Genomic DNA, 19,905 nt, shown 5'->3' on the forward strand with positions numbered 1-19,905 from the left:
TTTCCCGAAGGGTACTGTAGCACCCGTCTCGACCCTATCGAGTTGCACGTTTTCTCATGGAGCATGTCAGTTGCGCATCATGACCTGCCCCCACCCCTATTGACTTTAGTCGCCAATGCGCTCGAGCAGCACGCCACACTCGCAATGGTGGGTCCACGGAAACTGATCGAAGAGCGCCATGCGTCGGATACGGTGAGTCCGGCAGAGCCGCTCCAGGTTCTGCTCCAGGGTGTCCGGGTTACAGGAAATATAGACGATGCGTTCATAGCCACTGAGCTGGTCGCAACTGGCGTCGTCGAGCCCGGCCCGGGGCGGGTCCACCAGCACGGTAGAGAAGTCGTAGTCGGCCAGGCCCATCTCGGTGACCCGGCGCCCGCCCTTCTCGCCCTGGAGGGCGGCGCTGAACTCCTCCGCCGACATGCGTCCCACGCTGGCATTGGTGATGCCATTGGCCTCCAGATTGATGCGTGCCGAGGCCACCGAGGTCCGCGAGATCTCGGTGGCCAGCACCCGGCGGAAATTCTCCGCCAGGGCGATGGTGAAATTGCCATTGCCGCAGTAGAGCTCCACCAGGTCGCGGGCCTGGCTATCGCGGGTCACGTCCCGGGCCCAGCCCAGCATGGACCGGCAGATCTCGGCATTGGGCTGGGTAAAGCTGTTCTCGACCTGCTGGTAGACGAAGTCACGCCCGTCCACCGACAGGCGCTCCCAGACATGGTCGCGCTCCAGCACCAGGCGCTGCTTGCGGGAGCGACCGATGATCATCACCCCCAGCGTCTCCTGAAGGCGGCGCGCCTCGGCCTCCCAGGCCTCGTCCAGGGGACGATGGTAGATCAGGGTCAGTAGCGCCTCGCCACTGAGGGTGGTGAGAAACTCCACCTGGAACAGCTTGCGGCGCAGCAGCGGCACGTCGCGAATGGCATCCAGCAGCGCCGGCATCAAGGCATTGATGCGCTGGCTGGCCACGGGAAAATCATCCAGACGGATCACCGTTTTCTTCTTGGGATCCTCCGGGTCCACCTCGAACATGGCATAGAAGAGGTCATCCCCCTCATGCCAGAGGCGGAACTCGCAGCGCATGCGGTAGTGGCTGGGCGGCGAGGCATGGACCTCCAGCTCGGGAGGCGAGAAGCGGGCGAACTGGGCGGTAATGCGTTGGCGCTTGGCCTCGAGCTGCTCGCCATAGCGCTCGGGATCGACGACGGGTACGGCCACGGGGCCTCCTTGAGAGTGAAAGCGGTAAGGCGAGACGCCTAGTGCGGGGCGTCTATCGCCAGGAGAAGCGGTTGCGGTACACCGAAACCGACACCGGCCAGGGCGGCGGCCAGCGCCGGGGCCTCGGCGGTGACCCAGGCCGGCCCCGGGCCCTCGGTGACCCGGGGATGGGGTACCACCTGGGCGACCCGGCGGGCGATGGCCTCGCCGGAATCGACCCAGGTCACCGGTCGCGGGGCCAGCCGTGCCAGGGCGTCCCGCAGCAGCGGAAAATGGGTGCAGCCCAGCACCACGGTATCGAGCTCCGGGTCCTCCCAGAGCGGCGCCAGGCAGTCGGCGATCGCCGCCAGGTCCAGGGGCTCGCCGGCCAGGTGGCGCTCGGCCTGCACCACCAGGGCATCGGCGGCCAGGCGCTGGACCCGGCAGCCGGCGGCGAAGTCGCGAATCAGCCCCAAGGTGTAGGGGCGATTGACGGTGGCGGAGGTGGCCAGCAGGGCGAGATGACCGCTGTGACTCAGGGCGGCGGCGGGCTTGATGGCCGGCACCGTGCCCACCACCGGGATCGACAGGCTCCCCCGTAGCGCCTCCAGGGCCAGGGTACTGGCGGTGTTGCAGGCCACCACCAGGGCGCTGGGGCGACAGGCCACCACCGCCGCCCGGCAGACCGCGACGATACGCTCCACCAGCCAGGCATCGGGCTTGGTGCCGTAGGGCAGCATGGCGTTGTCGCAGACATAGGCCAGGGCCGCCGTGGGCAGGCGACGGCGAATCGCCGCCGCCACCGAGAGACCGCCGACGCCGGAGTCGAAGATCAGGATGGGGCCGCTCATGGTTCCCCTCCCGTGGGCGACGCCTGGAAGTGGCTCAGCAGGGCATCCACCAGGACCCGCAGGCGCGCCGGCATCAGGCGACGCTCGGCATAGAGCAGATGCACCTGCATGGGCGGCGGCGCATAGGCCTCGAGCAGGCGCACCAGGCGACCCCGGCGCACCTCGGGCTCGCCGAGAAAGGAGGGCTTGAGCACCAGGCCCATGCCGCGGGCGGCGGCCTCGATCAGCGCCCGGCCGTTGTTGCAGGTCAGTACCGGCCGAAAACGCACCCGCTCCAGGCGTCCGTTCACCAGGAAATGCCAGCCGGCGCCGCCGCGCTGCAGGCTGTAGTGCAGGCAACGGTGCTGGCCAAGGTCACGCGGGTGCTTGGGCTCCCCGTGGCGCGCCAGATAGTCGGGGGCGCCATAGAGATGGATCGGCATCGACATCAGCGGCCGGGCGATCAGGCTGGAGTCCTCGAGCTCGCCGATGCGCACCACCAGGTCGAAGTCTTCGGCCAGGGGGTCGACCCGGCGATCCTCCAGCACCACCTCGAGCTCCACTGCCGGGTGGGCCTCCTCGAAGGCCTGCAGGGCCGGCATCAGCTCGCGCACGCCGAAATCCAGCGGCGCCGAAAGGCGCAACCGGCCGCGAATCTCGCCGCGCTGCTCGCCGAGGCTCGCCTCCAGCTCGTGGAGCTCATCCAGCAGCCGGCCGGCCCCCTGCAGGTAGCGCTCGCCCTCGGCGGTGAGCTGCAGGCGCCGAGTGGTGCGGGTCAGCAGGCGCACGCCAAGCTCGCCCTCCAGGCGCGCCACCTGCTTGCTGACCATGGCATTGGAGAGGTCCAGCTTGCGGGCGCCCCCGGCGAAACTGCCCGCCTCCACCACGGCACGAAAGATTTGCATGGCCTGGAGTCGATCCATCGGCGCGTGTCCCCTCCCCCGGTTGGCACAGGAGAGGCATTCTACCCCAGTCGCGGCCTGGACTTAACGACCGCCGACGACAAAGGCCCCGGCCGGGGCCGGGGCGTCGAGGAGGTCAACGGCAAGCGGGGTCAGACCACGGGCTCGGGAGCGCCGCGGAACTCGGCATAGAGCTCGGGGTAGGCGTCGTGGAGTTGCTCCAGCTTGGCCGCCGCCCCCTCCGGGAGCAGGTCGTCGAGACGCGCCAGCTCCTCGTCATCCAGGTGCTCGGCGATCAACGGGAAGAGCTCCTCCCGCTCGTCGCGCAGATAGGCCCGATGTGCCTCCAGGTAAGCCTTGAGGTCGTCGGCGAAGCGATCCATGGGCACCACCGCATCCATCAGGATCATGTCGATATCCTGAGAGAGGCGCATCAGGCGTTCGCGCAGCTGACGATAGTCGTCGGCCAGACGACGGGTCAGCGTCTCGGCCTGTGGCACACTCGACAAGAGCTTTTCGCCACACAGCTGCTCCAGGGGCTGAATGTAATCCTCCATGTAGCCGAGGATGTAGTCGACGACCTCGCGCACCAGCTTGAAGTCGGGACGCTCACCGTCGGCCAGGGTCTTGTGCTTGAGCTGCAACACGTGCAACAGCCGCGCCATATTGGCATGATCCTGGCGCAGTTGAGTCAGCATGGGCATGGTCGGGCCTCCTCTGCTGTCCTGGCGTACCATTCATATTGGAGTCGCCAGCAAGACAGGGGTTCACCAACAGGATGCACCTGAGGCAACGACCCCAGGCATGGATGTTTAACCCTAGTGCCTGAGGGGCGACTCTGCCTATCGCCTAAAGTCGTAGTCGTATGGAGACAGCATGGATCTCTTCAGCCAGTCACACGCCGACGAGGCGGCCCCCCTCGCCTACCGCATGCGCCCCCGGCGCCTGGACGAGTACCTCGGCCAGGCCGCCCTGGTGGGCCCCGGCAAGCCGCTGCGGCGCATGGCCGAGAGCGCCACGGTACGCTCGATGATCCTCTGGGGGCCGCCGGGAACCGGCAAGACCACCCTGGCCGAGATCCTCGCCCGGGAGTCCGGCGCCGAGCTGGAGCACCTCTCGGCGGTGATGGCCGGGGTCAAGGAGATCCGCGCCGCCGTGGAGCGGGCCCGCCTGAGCCAGGCCCAGGGGCGCCGCACCCTGCTCTTCCTGGACGAGATCCATCGCCTCAACAAGAGCCAGCAGGATGCCCTGCTGCCCCACGTGGAATCGGGGCTGCTGACACTGATCGGCGCCACCACCGAAAACCCCTCCTTCGAGGTCAACTCGGCGCTGCTCTCCCGGGCCCGGGTCTATGTGCTCAAGCCGCTGGACGAGGCGGCGCTGCTGGCGGTGCTGCGCCAGGCCCTGGCCGACCCCGAGCGGGGCCTGGGCCAGCGGCGCATCCAGGCCGATGACGAGGTGCTTGGGCTGCTGGCCCGGGCCGCCGGGGGCGATGCCCGCCGCGCCCTGGGCCTGCTGGAGACCGCCTGCGACTTCACCACCGCCGAGGGCGACACCGAGCGCCTCGATGCCGAGGGGCTCGGCGAGGTGCTCGGCCACCAGGCCAGCGCCTTCGACAAGCAGGGGGATCACTACTATGACCTGCTGTCGGCGCTCCACAAGTCGGTGCGCTCCTCCCGGGTCGATGCGGCCCTGCTCTACATGGCGCAGTTCATCCAGGGGGGCGGCGACCCGCTGGACGTGATTCGGCGCCTGGCGGCCATTGCCTCCGAAGACGTGGGCAATGCCGACCCCCGCGCCCTGCCCCTGGTGATGGCGGCCTGGGACGCCTACCTGCGCCTGGGCGACTACGAGGGGCAACGGGCCATCGCCCAGGCCCTGATTCACCTGGCGGTGGCCCCCAAGAGCAATGCCATCGACCAGGCCTGGAAACAGGCCAAGGCCCAGGCGTCGGCCCATCCGACCCTGGCGGTGCCCACCTACCTGCGCAATGCGCCCACCAAGCTGATGGCCTCCCTGGGCCACGGCGAGGGCTACCGCTACGCCCACCACGAGCCCCACGGCTACCCCGCCGGCAGCCGCCACGACTGCTGGCCCGAAGGCCTCTCCCCCACCCGCCTCTACCAGCCCAGCGTCCACGGCCAGGAGGCCCGTTTCAAGCAGCTGATGGAGTGGCGCGCCCAGCTCGACGCCGAGGCGGATAACGGCGCCTAGCGCCGAGCCGCAAGCCAACCTGCTCTCCAAACGAAAGGAGCAAGCCAAGGGGGTTCCTTGAAGCTTGCTCCTTGTCGCTTGCTACTGGCCGAAGGCCTAGTGCGTATCGCGAATCACATCGGCGCCATCGGGAATGACGAAGGTAAAGCGCTCGGCCGGGATGCTCGGATTGATCGCCACGTCATTGAAGTAGATGGCGGTGCGCTGGCCGGTGCTGTCGGCCATCTGCAGGGCCCCCAGGCGCTCGCTGTAGAAGGTCAGGGCCAACTCCTCGAAGAGGGTGTCGGCGGAGCGCGGCGTCAGGGTAAAGGTCTCGGCGGCACCCTGCTGACGGCGGCTCACCGCATAGGCCTCGGTGAGATCGGCGGCGCTGCCGGAGAGCAGCAGGGCCGGGGTATGGGTCACCCGGGTGTCCAGGGCCTGGATGGTCACCTGCTCCAGGTCCGGGTCATGCAGGTAGACCTCGTCGCCATCGGAGACCACCACCTGGGCATAGGGGGCCTCCACCTCCCAGCGAAACTTGCCGGGCCGCGACAGCCACATCTGCCCCTCGGCCTCCTGCAGGCGCTGGCCGCTGCCATCGAGGATCTGCTGCTCGAAGCTGGCGCTGTAGGTGCGCACCGGCTCCAGCAGCTGAGCCAGGCGCCCGGCGGCCTCGTCGGCCAGGGCACTCAGCGGCAGGGCCAGGCCCAGGGTCAGGGCCGACAATGTCTTGATCAATCGCATCTTTCACTCCCGAAAGGCTGGCGGAAACGGTCCGTAACATAGACCCGGCCCCGCGGCTGGAGTGCCGGAGGGCCGGGGGGCTTTCATGGTTGCTGCACGATTAGGCTCTGCACGAAAACTGTCTGCGCTCGCCGACTTTTCGCACAAGACCCAGGACTCGAGGACCCCGGCCTCAATCGTTCACCGGCGGCGGCGCCAGCACCTCGCGCCCGCCATTGGTGCCCATGGTGGAAACCACGCCGGCCATCTCCATGGCCTCGACCAGGCGTGCGGCCCGGTTGTAGCCGATCTTGAAGCGGCGCTGTACCGCGGAGATGGAGGCGCGACGGGACTCGGTGACGAACTGCACCGCTTCGTCGTAGAGGGCATCCTGCTCGGCATCGTCGCCCTCGCCGACGCCCTCTGCCTCGAGGCCGGCCAGGGCCTCGGCGGAGACCCCGCCGGAGAGGATCTCGTCGATGTACTCCGGCTCGCCGCGACGCTTCCAGTCCTCCACCACCCGGTGCACCTCGTCGTCATCGACGAAGGCGCCATGCACCCGCATCGGCAGGCCCGCCCCCGGGGGCAGGTAGAGCATGTCGCCATGGCCCAGCAGGTTCTCGGCGCCGCCCTGATCGAGAATGGTCCGGGAGTCCACCTTGGAGGAGACCTGGAAGGCGATCCGGGTGGGGATATTGGCCTTGATCAGGCCGGTGACCACGTCCACCGAGGGGCGCTGAGTCGCGAGGATCAGGTGGATACCGGCGGCCCGGGCCTTCTGGGCCAGGCGCGCGATCAGCTCCTCCACCTTCTTGCCGACGATCATGAACATGTCGGCGAACTCGTCGATCACCACCACGATATAGGGCAGTTTCTCCAGCACCGGCGGCGACTCGTGCATCTGCCAGGGCTGCGGCTCCCAGAGGGGGTCGGCCACCTGGGCACCGGCCCGGGCGGCCTCGTCGAGCTTGGCATTGAAACCGGCGATATTGCGCACCCCCATGGCCGCCATCAGCTTGTAGCGGCGCTCCATCTCCGCCACGCACCAGCGCAGGCCGTTGGCGGCCTCCTTCATGTCGGTGACCACCGGCGCCAGCAGGTGCGGGATGCCGTCGTAGACGGAGAGCTCCAGCATCTTGGGGTCGACCATGATCAGCCGCAGTTCCTCCGGGGTGGCCTTGAGCAGCATGGAGATCAGCATGGCATTGACCCCCACCGACTTGCCCGAGCCGGTGGTCCCCGCCACCAGCAGGTGGGGCATCTTGCCCAGGTTGGCCACCACCGGCGCCCCGCCGATATCCTGGCCCAGGGCCAGGGCCAGGGGCGAGGCCTCGTGGAGATAGCGGTCGGAGTCGAGCACCTCACGCAGGCGGATCATGGCACGCTTGGGGTTGGGGATCTCGATGCCCACCGTGGGGCGGCCGGGAATGATCTCCACCACCCGCACGCTCTTGACCATCAGCGAACGCGCCAGGTCCTTAGCCAGGTTGCTGATCTTGGAGACCTTGACCCCCGCCGCCGGCTTGATCTCGAAGCGGGTGATCACCGGCCCCGGCCAGGTCTCGACCACCTCGGCCTTGACGCCATATTCGCGCAGCCGCACCTCCAGCAGCTCCGCCATGCTGGCCAGCTGCTCCGGGGTGTAGTTGGGCTCATGGGCCTCGGGAGGGGTCAACAGGCGCACCGACGGCACCTCGCCCTCCGGGTCGCCCAGGTCTTCGAACAGCGGACGCTGGTTCTGCAGGTGCTCCACGGTCCACAGGGTCGGCCCCTCGCCGGCGGCGGCACGCCCCTGCTCGGCGGTGGCCAGGCGTGGCGCATCCTCCTCCAGCCCTTCCGGCGTGGCGGGCAGGTCCAGGGGCTCCGCCTCCCGGGAAGCCACCTCCTCGGCAGAAGGGAACGACGCCGACGGCGCATCCGGCCGCGGCTCCGCCTCGCCTTCCGGCGCGGCCACCGGGGTCGAACGCGCTTCGCTGCCCGGCGCCCCTTCCTGGGCCTCTGCCCGGGGCGTCATCAGGGTCGGTTCGTCGTCGTCATCGTCCCAGCCCGCCTCGCTCCAGCTGACCAGGCGCGGCTCGCGGCGCTCGGCCGCCACGGCGGAGGCACTGGCCGGGATGGCGCCCATCCCGGCGCCCCCGGCCGAACTGGCCTCCCTCGTCGGCTCGGCGTCCTGCTCGGCGCGGGGCTCGTCAGAGCCCGTCTCGACCGGTGCCTCGGAGGCCGGCGCCGCGACCGGGTCCCGGGATGCCTCGGGGGACACCTCGCCCCCTGATTCGGCGGGCAAGCGCTCGTCGTCCTCCCCGGGGGAGGCGGCCCCCCCAGTGGTGGCAGGCTCCGCGGGCCTCTCGTCCCGCGGCGGGGCGGTATCCGCCGGCTCGGCGCGCAGGGCCATGCCGGATGACCACGGCGCCTCGGGCTCGTCGCGGCGGGCACTGAGCCCTTGGGCTGGCCCGGGGCCGGGCGTCGCCTCGACGTCCCGGGTCTCGGGCGACTCAGGCGCCTCGGCGAAGCGCCGGGTATAGGCCGCCTCGGGATCCTTGGCGGAGGGGGTATGTGCCGGCACCTCCCAGGGAATCTCGGTCTCGCCCTCGAGGCTCGGCTCGGCGCGCCGGGGAGCGGCCATGCCGGCGGCCTCGGCCAGCTGGGGAGTCTCGCGGCGGGGCAGCCAGCGTCGCCACCAGGGGCGCGCCGCCTCGGCCTCGCTTGCCTGCGGCACCTCCGGCTTGCTCAGCGGCGCCTCCGGCGGGTCCTCACGTTCGCTATCGCGCCCCCCGCCGATCCAGCGCCAGAGCCGCCCGGCCAGACGCAGCGCCCGATGGCCCAGTTCATCCATCAGCGCCAGCCAGGAGAGGCCACTGAACAGTGGCAGGCCGCAGAGCAGGGCCACCAGGGCCAGCAGGGTGGTGCCGTGGGCCCCCACCAGGGGGGCCAGGCCGATCATCAACCCCTCGCCGAGGATCCCCCCCACCGCATAGGGCAGGTTGCTGTCGGGGTTGAAGAAGTGCAGGGCCCCCAGGGTGGTGGTGCCGAGCAGCAGCAACACCAGCCCGCCGAGGCGAACCGCCAGGGCCGTGGCATCCCACTCCAGCTCGAGGCGCCGGGTTCGCAGCAGCCGCCAGGCGGCGAAGCCCAGCATGCCGGGCCACCACAGGGCACTGGCACCGAACAGCGAATAGAGCACATCGGCGAGCCAGGCGCCGATGGGCCCCATCCAGTTGGCGACCCGGCTCTCCGGCCCGCTGTGCGACCAGCCGGGATCGCCCGGCTGGTAGCTGAACAGCGCCAGCAGCAGGAAGACGCAGCCCGCCAGCAGTAGAATCACCGCCCCCTCACGGGAGGCGCCCTGCAGGCGCACGCCGAAACGCCGCGCCTGCTCCTTGGCCTGTTGTGTGGAGACACGACGACCCGTGGTCTTCTTGTCGACGCTCAAATGGTCATCCCCCTTGTGTCTTGCTTCGCCCTGGACGCACCGCCATGACGAACCTCGTTCGAATCGCGTGGCGCCATCATACCGAGCCTAGCCGGTCCCGACGAGGGTGCCTTGTCGATGCCGGGAAAGCCGGTCACACTAGGCATGATGGGCGGAGGCACACCGCCTGGCCCCGTTCCCGATGATACGACCGCCCATGCTGCCTTGGCTCGCCCCCTACCCGGTGCAGTTTCCTCCCCTGGATCACGCCCTGCGCGACCCGGACGGCCTGCTGGCCGCCGGTGGCGCCCTGACCCCGGACTGGCTGCTGGCCGCCTATCGACGCGGCATCTTTCCCTGGTACAGCGACGATCAGCCGATCCTGTGGTGGAGCCCGGACCCACGCATGGTGCTCTTCCCCGAGGAGCTGCGGGTGCGCCGCAGCCTGGCCAAGCGCCTGCGCAATGGCGGCTTCCGGGTCACCCGGGATCACGCCTTCGAGGCGGTCATCGAGCAGTGTGCCACCAGCCGCGAGGGGCGTGAGGGCACCTGGATCACCGACGAGATGCGCGACGCCTACTGCCGGATGCATGCCCGGGGGCATGCCCACTCCGTGGAGGTCTGGCAGGGCAATACCCTGGTGGGTGGTCTCTACGGCATGGCCCTGGGGCGGGCCTTCTTCGGCGAGTCGATGTTCTCCCGGGTATCGGATGCCTCCAAGGTCGCCCTGGTGCACCTCTGCCAGCATCTCCAGGCCCATGGCGGCGGCCTGATCGACTGCCAGATGCACACCGCCCACCTGGCCAGCCTGGGGGCCCGGGATATCGCTCGGGAGACGTTCATCGGCTATCTTGAGCAGTATGTCGACCAGGCCAGCGGTGCCTGGATGACCAGCGAGCGGGCGAGCATGGAGCCCCCCTCCGTGCCCACTCCGCCTTGATGCCAGCGAGCCCGGAGGAGACGGCGACCGTGAGCAGCAATGCGCCGCAGCGTCCGGTACGAGACCTGCGCTTCTTCCTGACCATCCCGCACCCCTGCAGCTACCTCAAGGCGCGGGAGGCCACGACCCTGTTCCTGGACCCCCAGGAGTCACCCGGCCAGGGCGTTTACGACGCCCTCTCCCTGCTGGGCTTCCGGCGCAGCGGGCGTCATCTCTATCGGCCCCACTGCGAGGGCTGCCAGGCCTGTATCTCGGTGCGCATCCCGGTGGCGGAGTTTCGCCCCAGCCGCACCCAGCGCAAGCTGATGCATCGCAACGCCGACCTGACGCTCTTCGAGCGCCCGGCCCGCTTCCACGAGGAGCACTACCAGCTCTACGACCGCTACATTCGCACCCGCCATGCCGATGGCGACATGTACCCCCCCAGCCACGAGCAGTACCGCACCTTCCTGACCCTCGATCACCCCTATGCGCGGCTGCTGGAGTTTCGCCTCGACGGCCGCCTGCTGGCGGTCTCCGCCATCGACCTGCTGAGCCACGGCATCTCGGCCATCTACACCTTCTTCGATCCGGACCCCGCCTTCGACCGCCGCTCCCTGGGCACCTATGCGGTGCTGCACACCCTGCGGCTCGCCGAGGAGCGCGAGCTGCCCCATGTCTACCTGGGCTACTGGATTCGCGAGTGTCGCAAGATGAACTACAAGCAGGCCTTCCAGCCCCTGGAGTACCTGGATGGACGCACCTGGCGCCGACTGATCGCGCTGTGATTTTTGCCTTGACGCACGGCATGCGGCACAATATCGCGCTATCTTGATCAGCGACGGCCCCGTGGCCGTCAGTGTCGCGTCGCGACAGCCGAGTGACCATCAATGAGGAAGCGCCTATATGGCACGTGAAGACCATATCGAAATGGAAGGGGTCGTCGTCGATACCCTCCCCAACACCATGTTCCGCGTGGAGCTGGAGAACGGCCATGTCGTTACCGCCCACATCTCCGGCAAGATGCGCAAGAACTACATCCGCATCCTGACCGGCGACAAGGTCAAGGTCGAACTGACCCCCTACGACCTCTCCAAGGGACGCATCGTCTACCGCTCCCGCTGAGTCGCGCCCCGCCGGGCTCGACCACCCCGCGCCTCGCCGGCGCCACCCGATCCACCGGCCAGTAAAAAAGACGACGCCCCGTCGATTGACAGGGCGCCGGTCGGTGGTGGCCGGCCCGCAGACCGGCCGGTGTCGGCCCTCAGGCCACCTCGGCCTCGGTGGCCAGATGCAGCTCGTCGCTGCCCTCCTCCACGGTGACGTGAACCACGCCGCCATGTTCGGCCAGCTCGCCGAACAGGATCAGCTCCGCCAGGGGCTTCTTGAGCTTCTCCTGGATCAGCCGCGCCATGGGTCGTGCACCCATCTCCGGGTCGTAGCCATGCTCGGCCAGCCAGGCCCGCGCCGCCTCGTCCACGTCCAGCTGCACCCGCTTCTCGTCGAGTTGCGCCTGCAGCTCCACCAGGAACTTGTCCACCACGTTACGCACCACCTTGGGATCCAGGCCATGGAACTGGATGATGCCGTCCAGGCGGTTGCGGAACTCCGGCGAGAAGGTCTTGCGCAGCACCTCCATGCCATCGGTGGAGTGGTCCTGGGTCTGGAAGCCGATGGAGCGTCGCGCGATCTGCTCGGCACCGGCATTGGAGGTCATGATCAGGATCACATGGCGGAAGTCCGCCTCGCGGCCGTTGTTGTCGGTGAGGCGGCCATGGTCCATCACCTGCAGCAGCAGGTTGAAGACCTCCGGGTGAGCCTTCTCGATCTCGTCGAGCAGCAGCACGCAGTGGGGCTGCTTGGTGATCGCCTCGGTGAGCAGGCCACCCTGGTCATAGCCCACATAGCCCGGGGGCGCGCCGATCAGCCGTGACACCGTGTGACGCTCCATGTACTCGGACATGTCGAAACGCACCAGCTCGATGCCCATGATCTTGGCCAGCTGGCGGGCCACCTCGGTCTTGCCCACCCCGGTGGGGCCGGCGAAGAGGAAGCTGCCCACCGGCTTGTCCGGCGACTTGAGGCCGGCCCGGGAGAGCTTGATGGCCGCCGCCAGGCTGTCGATCGCCTCGTCCTGGCCGAACACCAGCATCTTCAGGTCGCGATCGAGCTTCGACAGCAACTTGCGGTCGGAGCTGGAGACACTCTTCGGCGGAATCCGCGCGATGGAGGCCACCACCGCCTCGACCTGATCCACGTCGATGGTATCGACCCGCACCTCCGGTGGCAGCAGGCGCTGGTGGGCACCGGCCTCGTCGATCACGTCGATGGCCTTGTCGGGCAGGTGGCGGTCGTTGATGTAGCGATCCGCCAGGCGCACCGCGCTCTCCAGTGCCGCATCGGTGTACTTGAGCTTGTGGTGCTCCTCGAAGCGACCGCGCAGCCCCTTGAGGATGCGGATGGTGTCGTCCACCGAGGGCGCCATGACATCGACCTTCTGGAACCGCCGCGCCAGGGCACGATCCTTCTCGAAGATACCGCGATACTCCTGGAAGGTGGTGGAGCCGATGCAGCGCAGCTCGCCGGAAGAGAGCAGCGGCTTGAGCAGGTTGGAGGCGTCCATCACCCCGCCGGAGGCGGCCCCGGCACCGATCACGGTGTGAATCTCGTCGATGAAGAGGATGGCATTGGGCTGCTTGCGCAGCTCCGCCAGCAGGCTCTTGAGGCGCTTCTCGAAGTCGCCGCGATACTTGGTGCCGGCCAGCAGGGCCCCCATGTCCAGGGAGTAGACCACGGCATCGCTGATGACCTCGGGCACCTCCTCCTCGACGACGCGCTTGGCCAGCCCCTCGGCGATGGCGGTCTTGCCGACACCGGCCTCACCCACCAGCAGGGGGTTGTTCTTGCGCCGCCGGGCGAGGATCTGCACCACCCGCTCCAGCTCGTGCTCGCGACCGATCAGCGGGTCGATCTTGCCGAGCCGGGCCTGCTCGTTGAGGTTGGTGGCGTAGCTGGTCAGCGGGTGGTTGCCGCCCTCGCTCACGCCCTCTTCGGACTCCTCGGCATCCGGCGACTGGGGGGCCGCGCTCTGGCCATGGCCGGCGACCTTGGAAATGCCGTGGGCGATGTAGTTGACCGCATCGACCCGCGCCACGTTCTGCTGCTTGAGGAAGTAGACCGCCTGGCTCTCCTGCTCGGAGAAGATCGCCACCAGCACATTGGCGCCGGTCACCTCGCTCTTGCCGGAGGACTGCACGTGAAAGACGGCACGCTGCAGCACCCGCTGGAAGCCCAGGGTCGGCTGGGTCTCGCGATCGCTCTGATCCTCGGGGATCAGCGGCGTGGTGGAGTTGATGAAATCCTGCAGGTCGGACCGCAGCTTGTCGAGATTGGCCCCACAGGCCCGGAGCACATCCGCCGCGGAGGCGTTGTCCAGCAGGGCCAGCAGCAGATGCTCCACGGTCATGAACTCGTGACGCTTGGAGCGCGCCACGGTAAAGGCCGTGTTCAGGGTCAGTTCAAGTTCTTTGCTCAGCATGGCAGTCCCCTTCTTGCCGCCTCGGGCTTCAGCCGGTGGGCACCGGCAGTTTCACCATCGGGCACTTTCACGACGTTGGCAACCCCCTGGGGCGTTGCCCGCGAGTGCGGTGGCCGCTCAATCGGCCCTGTCGATATCACACAGCAACGGGTGCTGGCACTCTCTGGCATATTGATTGACCTGATGGCTTTTGGTTTCCGCGATATCCCGCGTAAAGATGCCACAGGTCGCCTTACCCTGGGTGTGCACCGCCAGCATCACCTGCACCGCCTTCTCCTGCTCCATATGGAAGAAGACCTGCAACACCTCCACCACGAACTCCATGGGGGTGAAGTCATCGTTGTGCAAGACCACCTTGTACATGGGCGGGCGGGCCAGCTCCGGGTCGGTACTCTGTACCGCCAGGTCGCCGTCGCCCTCCTCCTCGGGTCGGGTCATGCCGGCGAACACACCCCGCCAGGGTTCCTCTGTCTTGAACATATGAAGCACTATCCATTTCTACAAGCCACCCGACGCGGCGCGTCTCAACCCTGCTTGGACGCCCGGGCCGGTGGCGGGTTCACTTATCAAGATGCGGCCTGGTCGGCACGCATGCAAGGGCCTAATGCAAAAGGCCCCCGCCCGTTTGCCGGGCGGGGGCCGTCGCACCACTGGTCTCAGGGGTGCCGGGGCGATCAGCCCTTGGCCACCAGGGCCAGGGCGGCGTTGAGGGTCTCGCTCGGGCGCATGACCTTCTCGGTCAGCTCACCGTTGGGGTGGTAATAGCCCTGGATATCCACGGCCTGCCCCTGCACCGCATTGAGCTCCTCGACGATCACCGCCTCCTTGGCATGGAACTCCTCGGCCAGCTTGCCGAACAGCGCCTTGAGCTCGGCGTCCTCGTCCTGGGTGGCCAGGGCCTCGGCCCAGTACATGGCCAGGTAGAAGTGGCTGCCGCGGTTGTCCAGCTCGCCGACCTTGCGCGACGGTGACTTGTTGCTGTCGAGGAACTTGCCGTTGGCCTCGTCCAGCGCCTTGGCCAGCACCCGGGCGCGGGCATTGTCGAAGGTCTTGCCCAGGTGCTCCAGGGAGGCGGCCAGGGCCAGGAACTCGCCCAGGGAGTCCCAGCGCAGGTGGTTCTCTTCCAGCAGCTGCTGGACGTGCTTGGGCGCGGAGCCGCCGGCACCGGTCTCGAACAGGCCACCGCCGTTCATCAGCGGCACGATGGAAAGCATCTTGGCGCTGGTGCCCAGCTCCATGATCGGGAAGAGGTCGGTGAGGTAGTCGCGCAGCACGTTGCCGGTGACGGAGATGGTGTCCTCGCCGCGGCGGATGCGCTCCAGGGAGAGCTTCATGGCGTCCACCGGCGCCAGGATACGGATATCCAGGCCGCTGGTGTCATGCTCGGCCAGGTAGGCCTCGACCTTCTTGATCAGCTGGGCGTCGTGGGCACGATTCGCATCGAGCCAGAACACCGCCGGGGTCTCGCTGTCGCGGGCGCGGGTCACGGCGAGCTTGACCCAGTCCTTGATCGGCGCGTCCTTGGTCTGGCACATGCGCCAGATATCGCCCTTCTCCACAGCGTGCTCGAAGATCACCTCGCCGGCCTCGCTGGTCACGCGCACGGTGCCATCGGCAGGGATCTGGAAGGTCTTGTCGTGGGAGCCGTACTCCTCCGCCTTCTGGGCCATCAGGCCGACGTTGGGCACGCTGCCCATGGTGGTCGGATCGAAGGCGCCATTGGCCTTGCAGTCGTCGATGGTCGCCTGATAGATGGTGGCGTAGCAGCGGTCCGGGATCACCGCCTTGGCGTCGTGCAGGGCATCGTCGGCGCCCCACATCTTGCCGGAGTCGCGGATCATCGCCGGCATGGAGGCGTCGATGATCACGTCGCTGGGCACGTGCAGGTTGGTGATGCCCTTGTGGGAGTTGACCATGGCCAGGCGCGGGCGCTCGGCGTAGAGGGCCTCGATATCGGCCTTGATCTCGTCCTGCTGGGCGGCGGGCAGCTTGGCGATGGTGGCGTAGAGGTCGCCGATGCCGTTGTTGGCATCGAAGCCGACCCGGGCCAGGGCCTCGGCGTGCTTCTCCAGCACCTCGCCGTAGAAGGCCTTGACCACGATGCCGAACATGATCGGGTCGGAGACCTTCATCATGGTGGCCTTGAGGTGCAGGGAGAAGAGCACGTCACGCGCCTTGGCGTCGGCCACCTGCTCCTTGATAAAGGCCGTGAGCGCCTGGTGGCTCATTACCGCGGCGTCGATCACCTCGCCGGCCAGTACCGGGGTCTTCTCCTTGAGCACGGTGGTGCTGCCGTCCTTGCCGATCAGCTCGATCTTCACCGCGCCTTCGGCGCTCATGGTGGCGGACTGCTCGCTACCGTAGAAGTCACCCTCGCTCATGCAGGCCACGTGGGACTGGGAGTCGGCGCTCCACTCGCCCATGCGGTGCGGGTACTTGCGGGCGTAGTTCTTCACCGACTTGGGGGCGCGACGGTCGCTGTTGCCCTCGCGCAGCACCGGGTTGACGGCACTGCCCTTGACCCGGTCGTAGCGCGCCTTGATGTCACGCTCCACCTCGCTGGTGGGCTCGTCCGGGTAGTCGGGCAGCTTGTAGCCCTGGGCCTGGAGCTCGCGGATGGCCGCCTTGAGCTGGGGCACGGAGGCGCTGATGTTGGGCAGCTTGATGATATTGGCTTCGGGGGTCTTGGCCAGCTCGCCGAGCTCGGCCAGGTGATCGCCGAGCTGCTGCTCGTCGCTCAGGTAGTCGGGAAACAGGCAGATGATGCGACCGGCCAGGGAGATGTCCCGGGTCTCCACGCTGATACCGGCGGAGTCGGTGTAGGCATCGATGATCGGCAGCAGGGAATAGGTGGCCAGGGCCGGCGCTTCGTCGGTAAGCGTATAGATAATCTTCGGCGTTTTTGACATGTTGGCGTTGATCTCTCTGGTCACTGCGGTGGCATGAAACTGGATCGGTAGCGCGCGCTGACGATGTCCGCCTCGGAGGCTCTATGCGGCCTGCCCGGCAAGGCGATAACGCCGGGTCTTTCGGGGAACATCGGCGCCCGGCAGGTTGCTTGTAGCAGGCCCCGACGTGTCGAGGGCGCTCCCGGCGAGCGGCGGCATTATATCAGCGCGCCCGGCTCGGCGCATAAGCAATAAGGCTGACACGGCCCTCTCCCCCTGCCATCTCGCCCTGCTTGCCGGTAAGCTTGCGCCCATGAGCACCCTCTATCTCCTCCACAAGCCCTACCGCATGCTCTCCCAGTTCACCGACCGCGCGGCCGGTGCGGAGAGGCGCACCACCCTGGCCGATGTCATCCAGGTACCGGGCATCTACCCGGCGGGACGCCTCGACCACGACTCCGAGGGCCTGCTGCTGCTCTCCGATGACGGCGAGCTGATCCACCGCATCAGCCACCCGCGCCACAAGCAGCCCAAGACCTATCGGGTGCAGGTCGAGGGCGTGCCGGACGACGCCGCCCTGGAGGCACTGCGCCGCGGCGTCACCCTGGGCGACGGCCCCACCCGCCCCGCCAAGGTGCGCCGCCTGGAAAGCGCCGGCCTGCCCGAGCGTGACCCGCCCCTGGACCCCAGGCGCCACCCGGTGACCAGCTGGCTGGAGCTGACCATCAGCGAGGGACGCAATCGCCAGGTGCGCCGCATGACCGCCCATGTCGGTCACCCCACCCTGCGCCTGGTGCGCGTGGCCATCGGCCCCTGGCGCCTCGACGGCCTGGCCCCGGGGGAGTGGCGCCGCGAGACCCTGCACGCCCCGGTCAAGCCCCGGGGACGCCCCGCCAAGGGCAAGGGGCGTGGTGCCGAGCCGGCGAGCCGGAGCCGGCCCAAGCCGAGGCGTGGCCGATGAGCCGCTGGAGCCCCAGGGTCACCGTGGCCTGCGTGGTGGAGCGTGACGGCCGCTACCTGGTGGTGGAAGAGGAGCGCGGCGGCCCCGCCACGCTCTTCAATCAGCCTGCCGGTCACCTGGAGCCGGACGAGAGCCTGCTCGAGGCGGTGCGCCGCGAGGTACTCGAGGAGACCGCCTGGCGAATCACCCCCCAGGCCTACCTGGGCCTCTACTGCTTTCGCACCGCCTCGGGGCTGACCTTCCATAGCCACGGCTTTATCGCCCGCCCCGAGAGCCGCCTCGACCGCGCCCTCGATCGCGACATCCTCGCCTGCCACTGGCTGACCCTGGAGGAGATCGAGACCCTGGAACGCGCCGGTCGCCTGAGAAGCCCCCTGGTGCTGCAGCGCATCCAGGACGCCGCGGCGGGACGCCACTACCCGCTGAAAGTGATCCACGAGATAAACCTTCCGCGGCGCCCGCATTCGGGGGCCTGACCTAGCCGATACCTTTCGGGCTTCGAGCTTGTCACTCTTGTCGGGTATAATCCCCGCCTATTTGCCAGCCACGCCAATCCGAGAGCGTCTATGTCATCTTCGGGCAAGGTCATCGTCGGCATGTCCGGCGGTGTCGATTCATCCGTGTCCGCCCTGCGGCTCCTCGAGCAGGGCTACCAGGTCGAAGGCCTGTTCATGAAGAACTGGGACGAGGACGACGGCACCGAGTACTGCACCGCCAAGGAGGACCTGGCGGACGCCCAGGCCGTCTGCGAGAAGCTCGGTATCAAGCTGCATACCGCCAACTTCGCCGCCGAGTACTGGGACAACGTCTTCGAGCACTTCCTGGCCGAGTACCGGGCCGGGCGCACCCCCAACCCGGACATCCTCTGTAACCGGGAAATCAAGTTCAAGGTGTTCCTCGACTACGCCGAGATGCTCGGCGCCGAGAAGATCGCCACCGGCCATTATGTGCGCCAGGGTGCGGTGACGGGCCGCCTCGACGGCGAAACTCGGCCGCGGCTGCTCAAGGGGCTGGATCCCAACAAGGATCAGAGCTATTTCCTGCACGCCGTGCCGGAGGCCGCCATCGCCCGCACCCTCTTCCCGGTGGGCGAACTCGAGAAGCCCGAGGTGCGCGCCATCGCCGAGCGTCATGACCTGGTGACCGCGCGCAAGAAGGACTCCACCGGCATCTGCTTCATCGGCGAGCGGCGCTTCCGCGACTTCCTCCAGCAGTACCTGCCGGCCCAGCCGGGGCGCATCGAGACCCCCGACGGGGAGGTCATCGGCGAGCACCTGGGGCTGATGTACTACACCCTGGGCCAGCGCCAGGGGCTGGGGATCGGCGGCCTGCCGAACCACCCCGAGGCGCCCTGGTACGTGGCCGCCAAGGATCTCGACCGCAATGTGCTGATCGCCGTCCAGGGCAAGCACCACCCGCTGCTCTACAGCGACAGCCTGGCCACCGAGGCCATGGACTGGGTGGCCGGCCAGCCGCCGTTGACCGAGGCCCGCCTCACCGCCAAGACCCGCTACCGCCAGTCCGACGTGCCCTGCACCTTCCGCAGCCGGGAAGATGGCGGCGTCGAGGTGCACTTCGATGAGCCCCAGCGGGCGGTAACCCCGGGCCAGTCCCTGGTGCTCTATGACGGCGAGATCTGCCTCGGCGGCGGGGTGATCCGCACCACCTGGAACCGGGCGGAGGCCGCCTCATGAGCCCGACGCCCATCCATCGCTCCGCCGATGACCCCACCACCCGCCAGGCCCTGGCCCTGGCGGGGGTCTTCCAGGCCGCCAAGGTGGTGGACGAACTGGCCCGCACCGGCCAGGCCGACGAGCGGGCCTGGAACACCCTGCTCCACGCCACCCTGGACACCGACCCGGAGAGCTTCGAGGCGATCTACGGCGGTCACCCCAATCACCTGCGCCAGGGTCTCGAGGTGCTGGAGGCGGTGCTCGGCCGCCGCCAGCACAACCCGGTGGTGCTGCGCTACGGCTTCTCGTTGTTGCTGCTGATGAACAAGCTGCGCAAGAACGACCAGATGATGGCCACCCTGGGCCAGGAACTGCCGCGCATCCAGGGCCAGGCCGAGCATTTCGGCGAACAGCACGAGAACGTGGTGGCCAGCCTCGGCGAGCTCTACCAGCAGACCCTGTCGAACTTCAAGTACCGCATCGTGGTACAGGGCGACCCGGGGCTGCTGCAGAGCCGCGGCATGCCGGAGCGGGTGCGCGCCGCCCTGCTCACCGGCATTCGTTTCGCCCTGCTCTGGCACCAGCAGGGCGGGCGGCGCTGGAAGCTGATCTTCCAGCGCAAGGCCATGCAACGCGCCCTCGATGCCCTGAATTGACCCTTCACCCAGTACG

At 68.2% G+C, this 19,905-nt stretch carries 17 protein-coding genes; 8 read left to right on the plus strand and 9 right to left on the minus strand.

Annotated features, from left to right (window positions below; genetic code table 11):
• Positions 1-105: 105 nt before the first annotated feature.
• The 4 genes from trmA to IHD13_RS14285 form a co-directional block, all read right to left on the minus strand.
• Positions 106-1,215, minus strand: coding sequence for a tRNA (uridine(54)-C5)-methyltransferase TrmA (gene trmA, locus IHD13_RS14270; RefSeq protein WP_195861700.1), 1,110 nt, complete (start codon positions 1,213-1,215; stop codon positions 106-108).
• A gap of 38 nt (positions 1,216-1,253) precedes the next feature.
• A complete protein-coding gene (murI, locus tag IHD13_RS14275) occupies positions 1,254-2,045 on the minus strand; it encodes a glutamate racemase (RefSeq protein ID WP_195861701.1) in 792 nt (263 codons plus the stop codon).
• Entirely contained in the window at positions 2,042-2,929 is an 888-nt protein-coding gene (locus tag IHD13_RS14280) for a LysR family transcriptional regulator (RefSeq protein WP_230086334.1), read from the minus strand. Before IHD13_RS14280 ends, murI begins: the two co-directional genes overlap by 4 nt.
• Before the next feature lie 149 nt (positions 2,930-3,078).
• Positions 3,079-3,624: a hemerythrin domain-containing protein gene (locus IHD13_RS14285; protein WP_195861722.1), complete on the minus strand. Its 546-nt coding sequence runs from the start codon at positions 3,622-3,624 to the stop codon at positions 3,079-3,081.
• 178 nt (positions 3,625-3,802) lie between these two features.
• On the opposite strand from IHD13_RS14285, the gene IHD13_RS14290 reads away from it, so the two are divergent.
• Entirely contained in the window at positions 3,803-5,140 is a 1,338-nt protein-coding gene (locus IHD13_RS14290) for a replication-associated recombination protein A (RefSeq protein WP_195861703.1), read from the plus strand.
• A 96-nt stretch (positions 5,141-5,236) separates the two neighbouring features.
• On the opposite strand, the gene lolA is transcribed toward IHD13_RS14290, so the two are convergent.
• Entirely contained in the window at positions 5,237-5,866 is a 630-nt protein-coding gene (lolA, locus tag IHD13_RS14295; RefSeq protein WP_195861704.1) for an outer membrane lipoprotein chaperone LolA, read from the minus strand.
• A 172-nt stretch (positions 5,867-6,038) separates the two neighbouring features.
• Entirely contained in the window at positions 6,039-9,275 is a 3,237-nt protein-coding gene (locus IHD13_RS14300) for a DNA translocase FtsK (protein WP_195861705.1), read from the minus strand.
• Positions 9,276-9,471: 196 nt separating this feature from the next.
• Here IHD13_RS14300 and aat point away from each other — a divergent pair, with 196 nt between their 5' ends.
• The 3 genes from aat (at position 9,472) to infA (ending at position 11,298) form a co-directional block, all read left to right on the plus strand.
• Entirely contained in the window at positions 9,472-10,194 is a 723-nt protein-coding gene (gene aat / locus IHD13_RS14305) for a leucyl/phenylalanyl-tRNA--protein transferase (protein ID WP_195861706.1), read from the plus strand.
• A gap of 29 nt (positions 10,195-10,223) precedes the next feature.
• On the plus strand, positions 10,224-10,961 hold the full coding sequence (locus IHD13_RS14310; RefSeq protein ID WP_195861707.1) for an arginyltransferase: 738 nt from the start codon (positions 10,224-10,226) through the stop codon (positions 10,959-10,961).
• 118 nt (positions 10,962-11,079) lie between these two features.
• On the plus strand, positions 11,080-11,298 hold the full coding sequence (infA, locus tag IHD13_RS14315) for a translation initiation factor IF-1 (RefSeq protein WP_013332816.1): 219 nt from the start codon (positions 11,080-11,082) through the stop codon (positions 11,296-11,298).
• A 139-nt stretch (positions 11,299-11,437) separates the two neighbouring features.
• Here the strand turns inward: infA and clpA are convergent, their stop codons facing one another.
• The 3 genes from clpA to IHD13_RS14330 form a co-directional block, all read right to left on the minus strand.
• On the minus strand, positions 11,438-13,711 hold the full coding sequence (clpA, locus tag IHD13_RS14320; protein WP_195861708.1) for an ATP-dependent Clp protease ATP-binding subunit ClpA: 2,274 nt from the start codon (positions 13,709-13,711) through the stop codon (positions 11,438-11,440).
• A 117-nt stretch (positions 13,712-13,828) separates the two neighbouring features.
• Positions 13,829-14,191, minus strand: coding sequence for an ATP-dependent Clp protease adapter ClpS (gene clpS / locus IHD13_RS14325; RefSeq protein ID WP_195861709.1), 363 nt, complete (start codon positions 14,189-14,191; stop codon positions 13,829-13,831).
• 194 nt (positions 14,192-14,385) lie between these two features.
• Positions 14,386-16,620, minus strand: coding sequence for an NADP-dependent isocitrate dehydrogenase (locus tag IHD13_RS14330; RefSeq protein ID WP_195861710.1), 2,235 nt, complete (start codon positions 16,618-16,620; stop codon positions 14,386-14,388).
• 292 nt (positions 16,621-16,912) lie between these two features.
• Between IHD13_RS14330 and IHD13_RS14335 the strand changes: the two genes are divergently transcribed.
• From IHD13_RS14335 to hflD, 4 genes are all read left to right on the plus strand, one after another.
• Entirely contained in the window at positions 16,913-17,560 is a 648-nt protein-coding gene (locus tag IHD13_RS14335; protein ID WP_195861711.1) for a pseudouridine synthase, read from the plus strand.
• Entirely contained in the window at positions 17,557-18,036 is a 480-nt protein-coding gene (locus tag IHD13_RS14340; RefSeq protein WP_195861712.1) for an NUDIX hydrolase, read from the plus strand. The genes IHD13_RS14335 and IHD13_RS14340 overlap by 4 nt, the downstream gene beginning before the upstream one ends.
• Positions 18,037-18,126: 90 nt before the next feature.
• A complete protein-coding gene (mnmA, locus tag IHD13_RS14345; RefSeq protein ID WP_195861713.1) occupies positions 18,127-19,254 on the plus strand; it encodes a tRNA 2-thiouridine(34) synthase MnmA in 1,128 nt (375 codons plus the stop codon).
• Positions 19,251-19,889, plus strand: a complete 639-nt coding sequence (gene hflD, locus IHD13_RS14350; RefSeq protein WP_195861714.1) for a high frequency lysogenization protein HflD — start codon at positions 19,251-19,253, stop codon at positions 19,887-19,889. Before mnmA ends, hflD begins: the two co-directional genes overlap by 4 nt.
• Positions 19,890-19,905: the final 16 nt, after the last annotated feature.

This window comes from Halomonas sp. 328 (genome assembly GCF_015645095.1).
GTDB lineage: Bacteria > Pseudomonadota > Gammaproteobacteria > Pseudomonadales > Halomonadaceae > Bisbaumannia.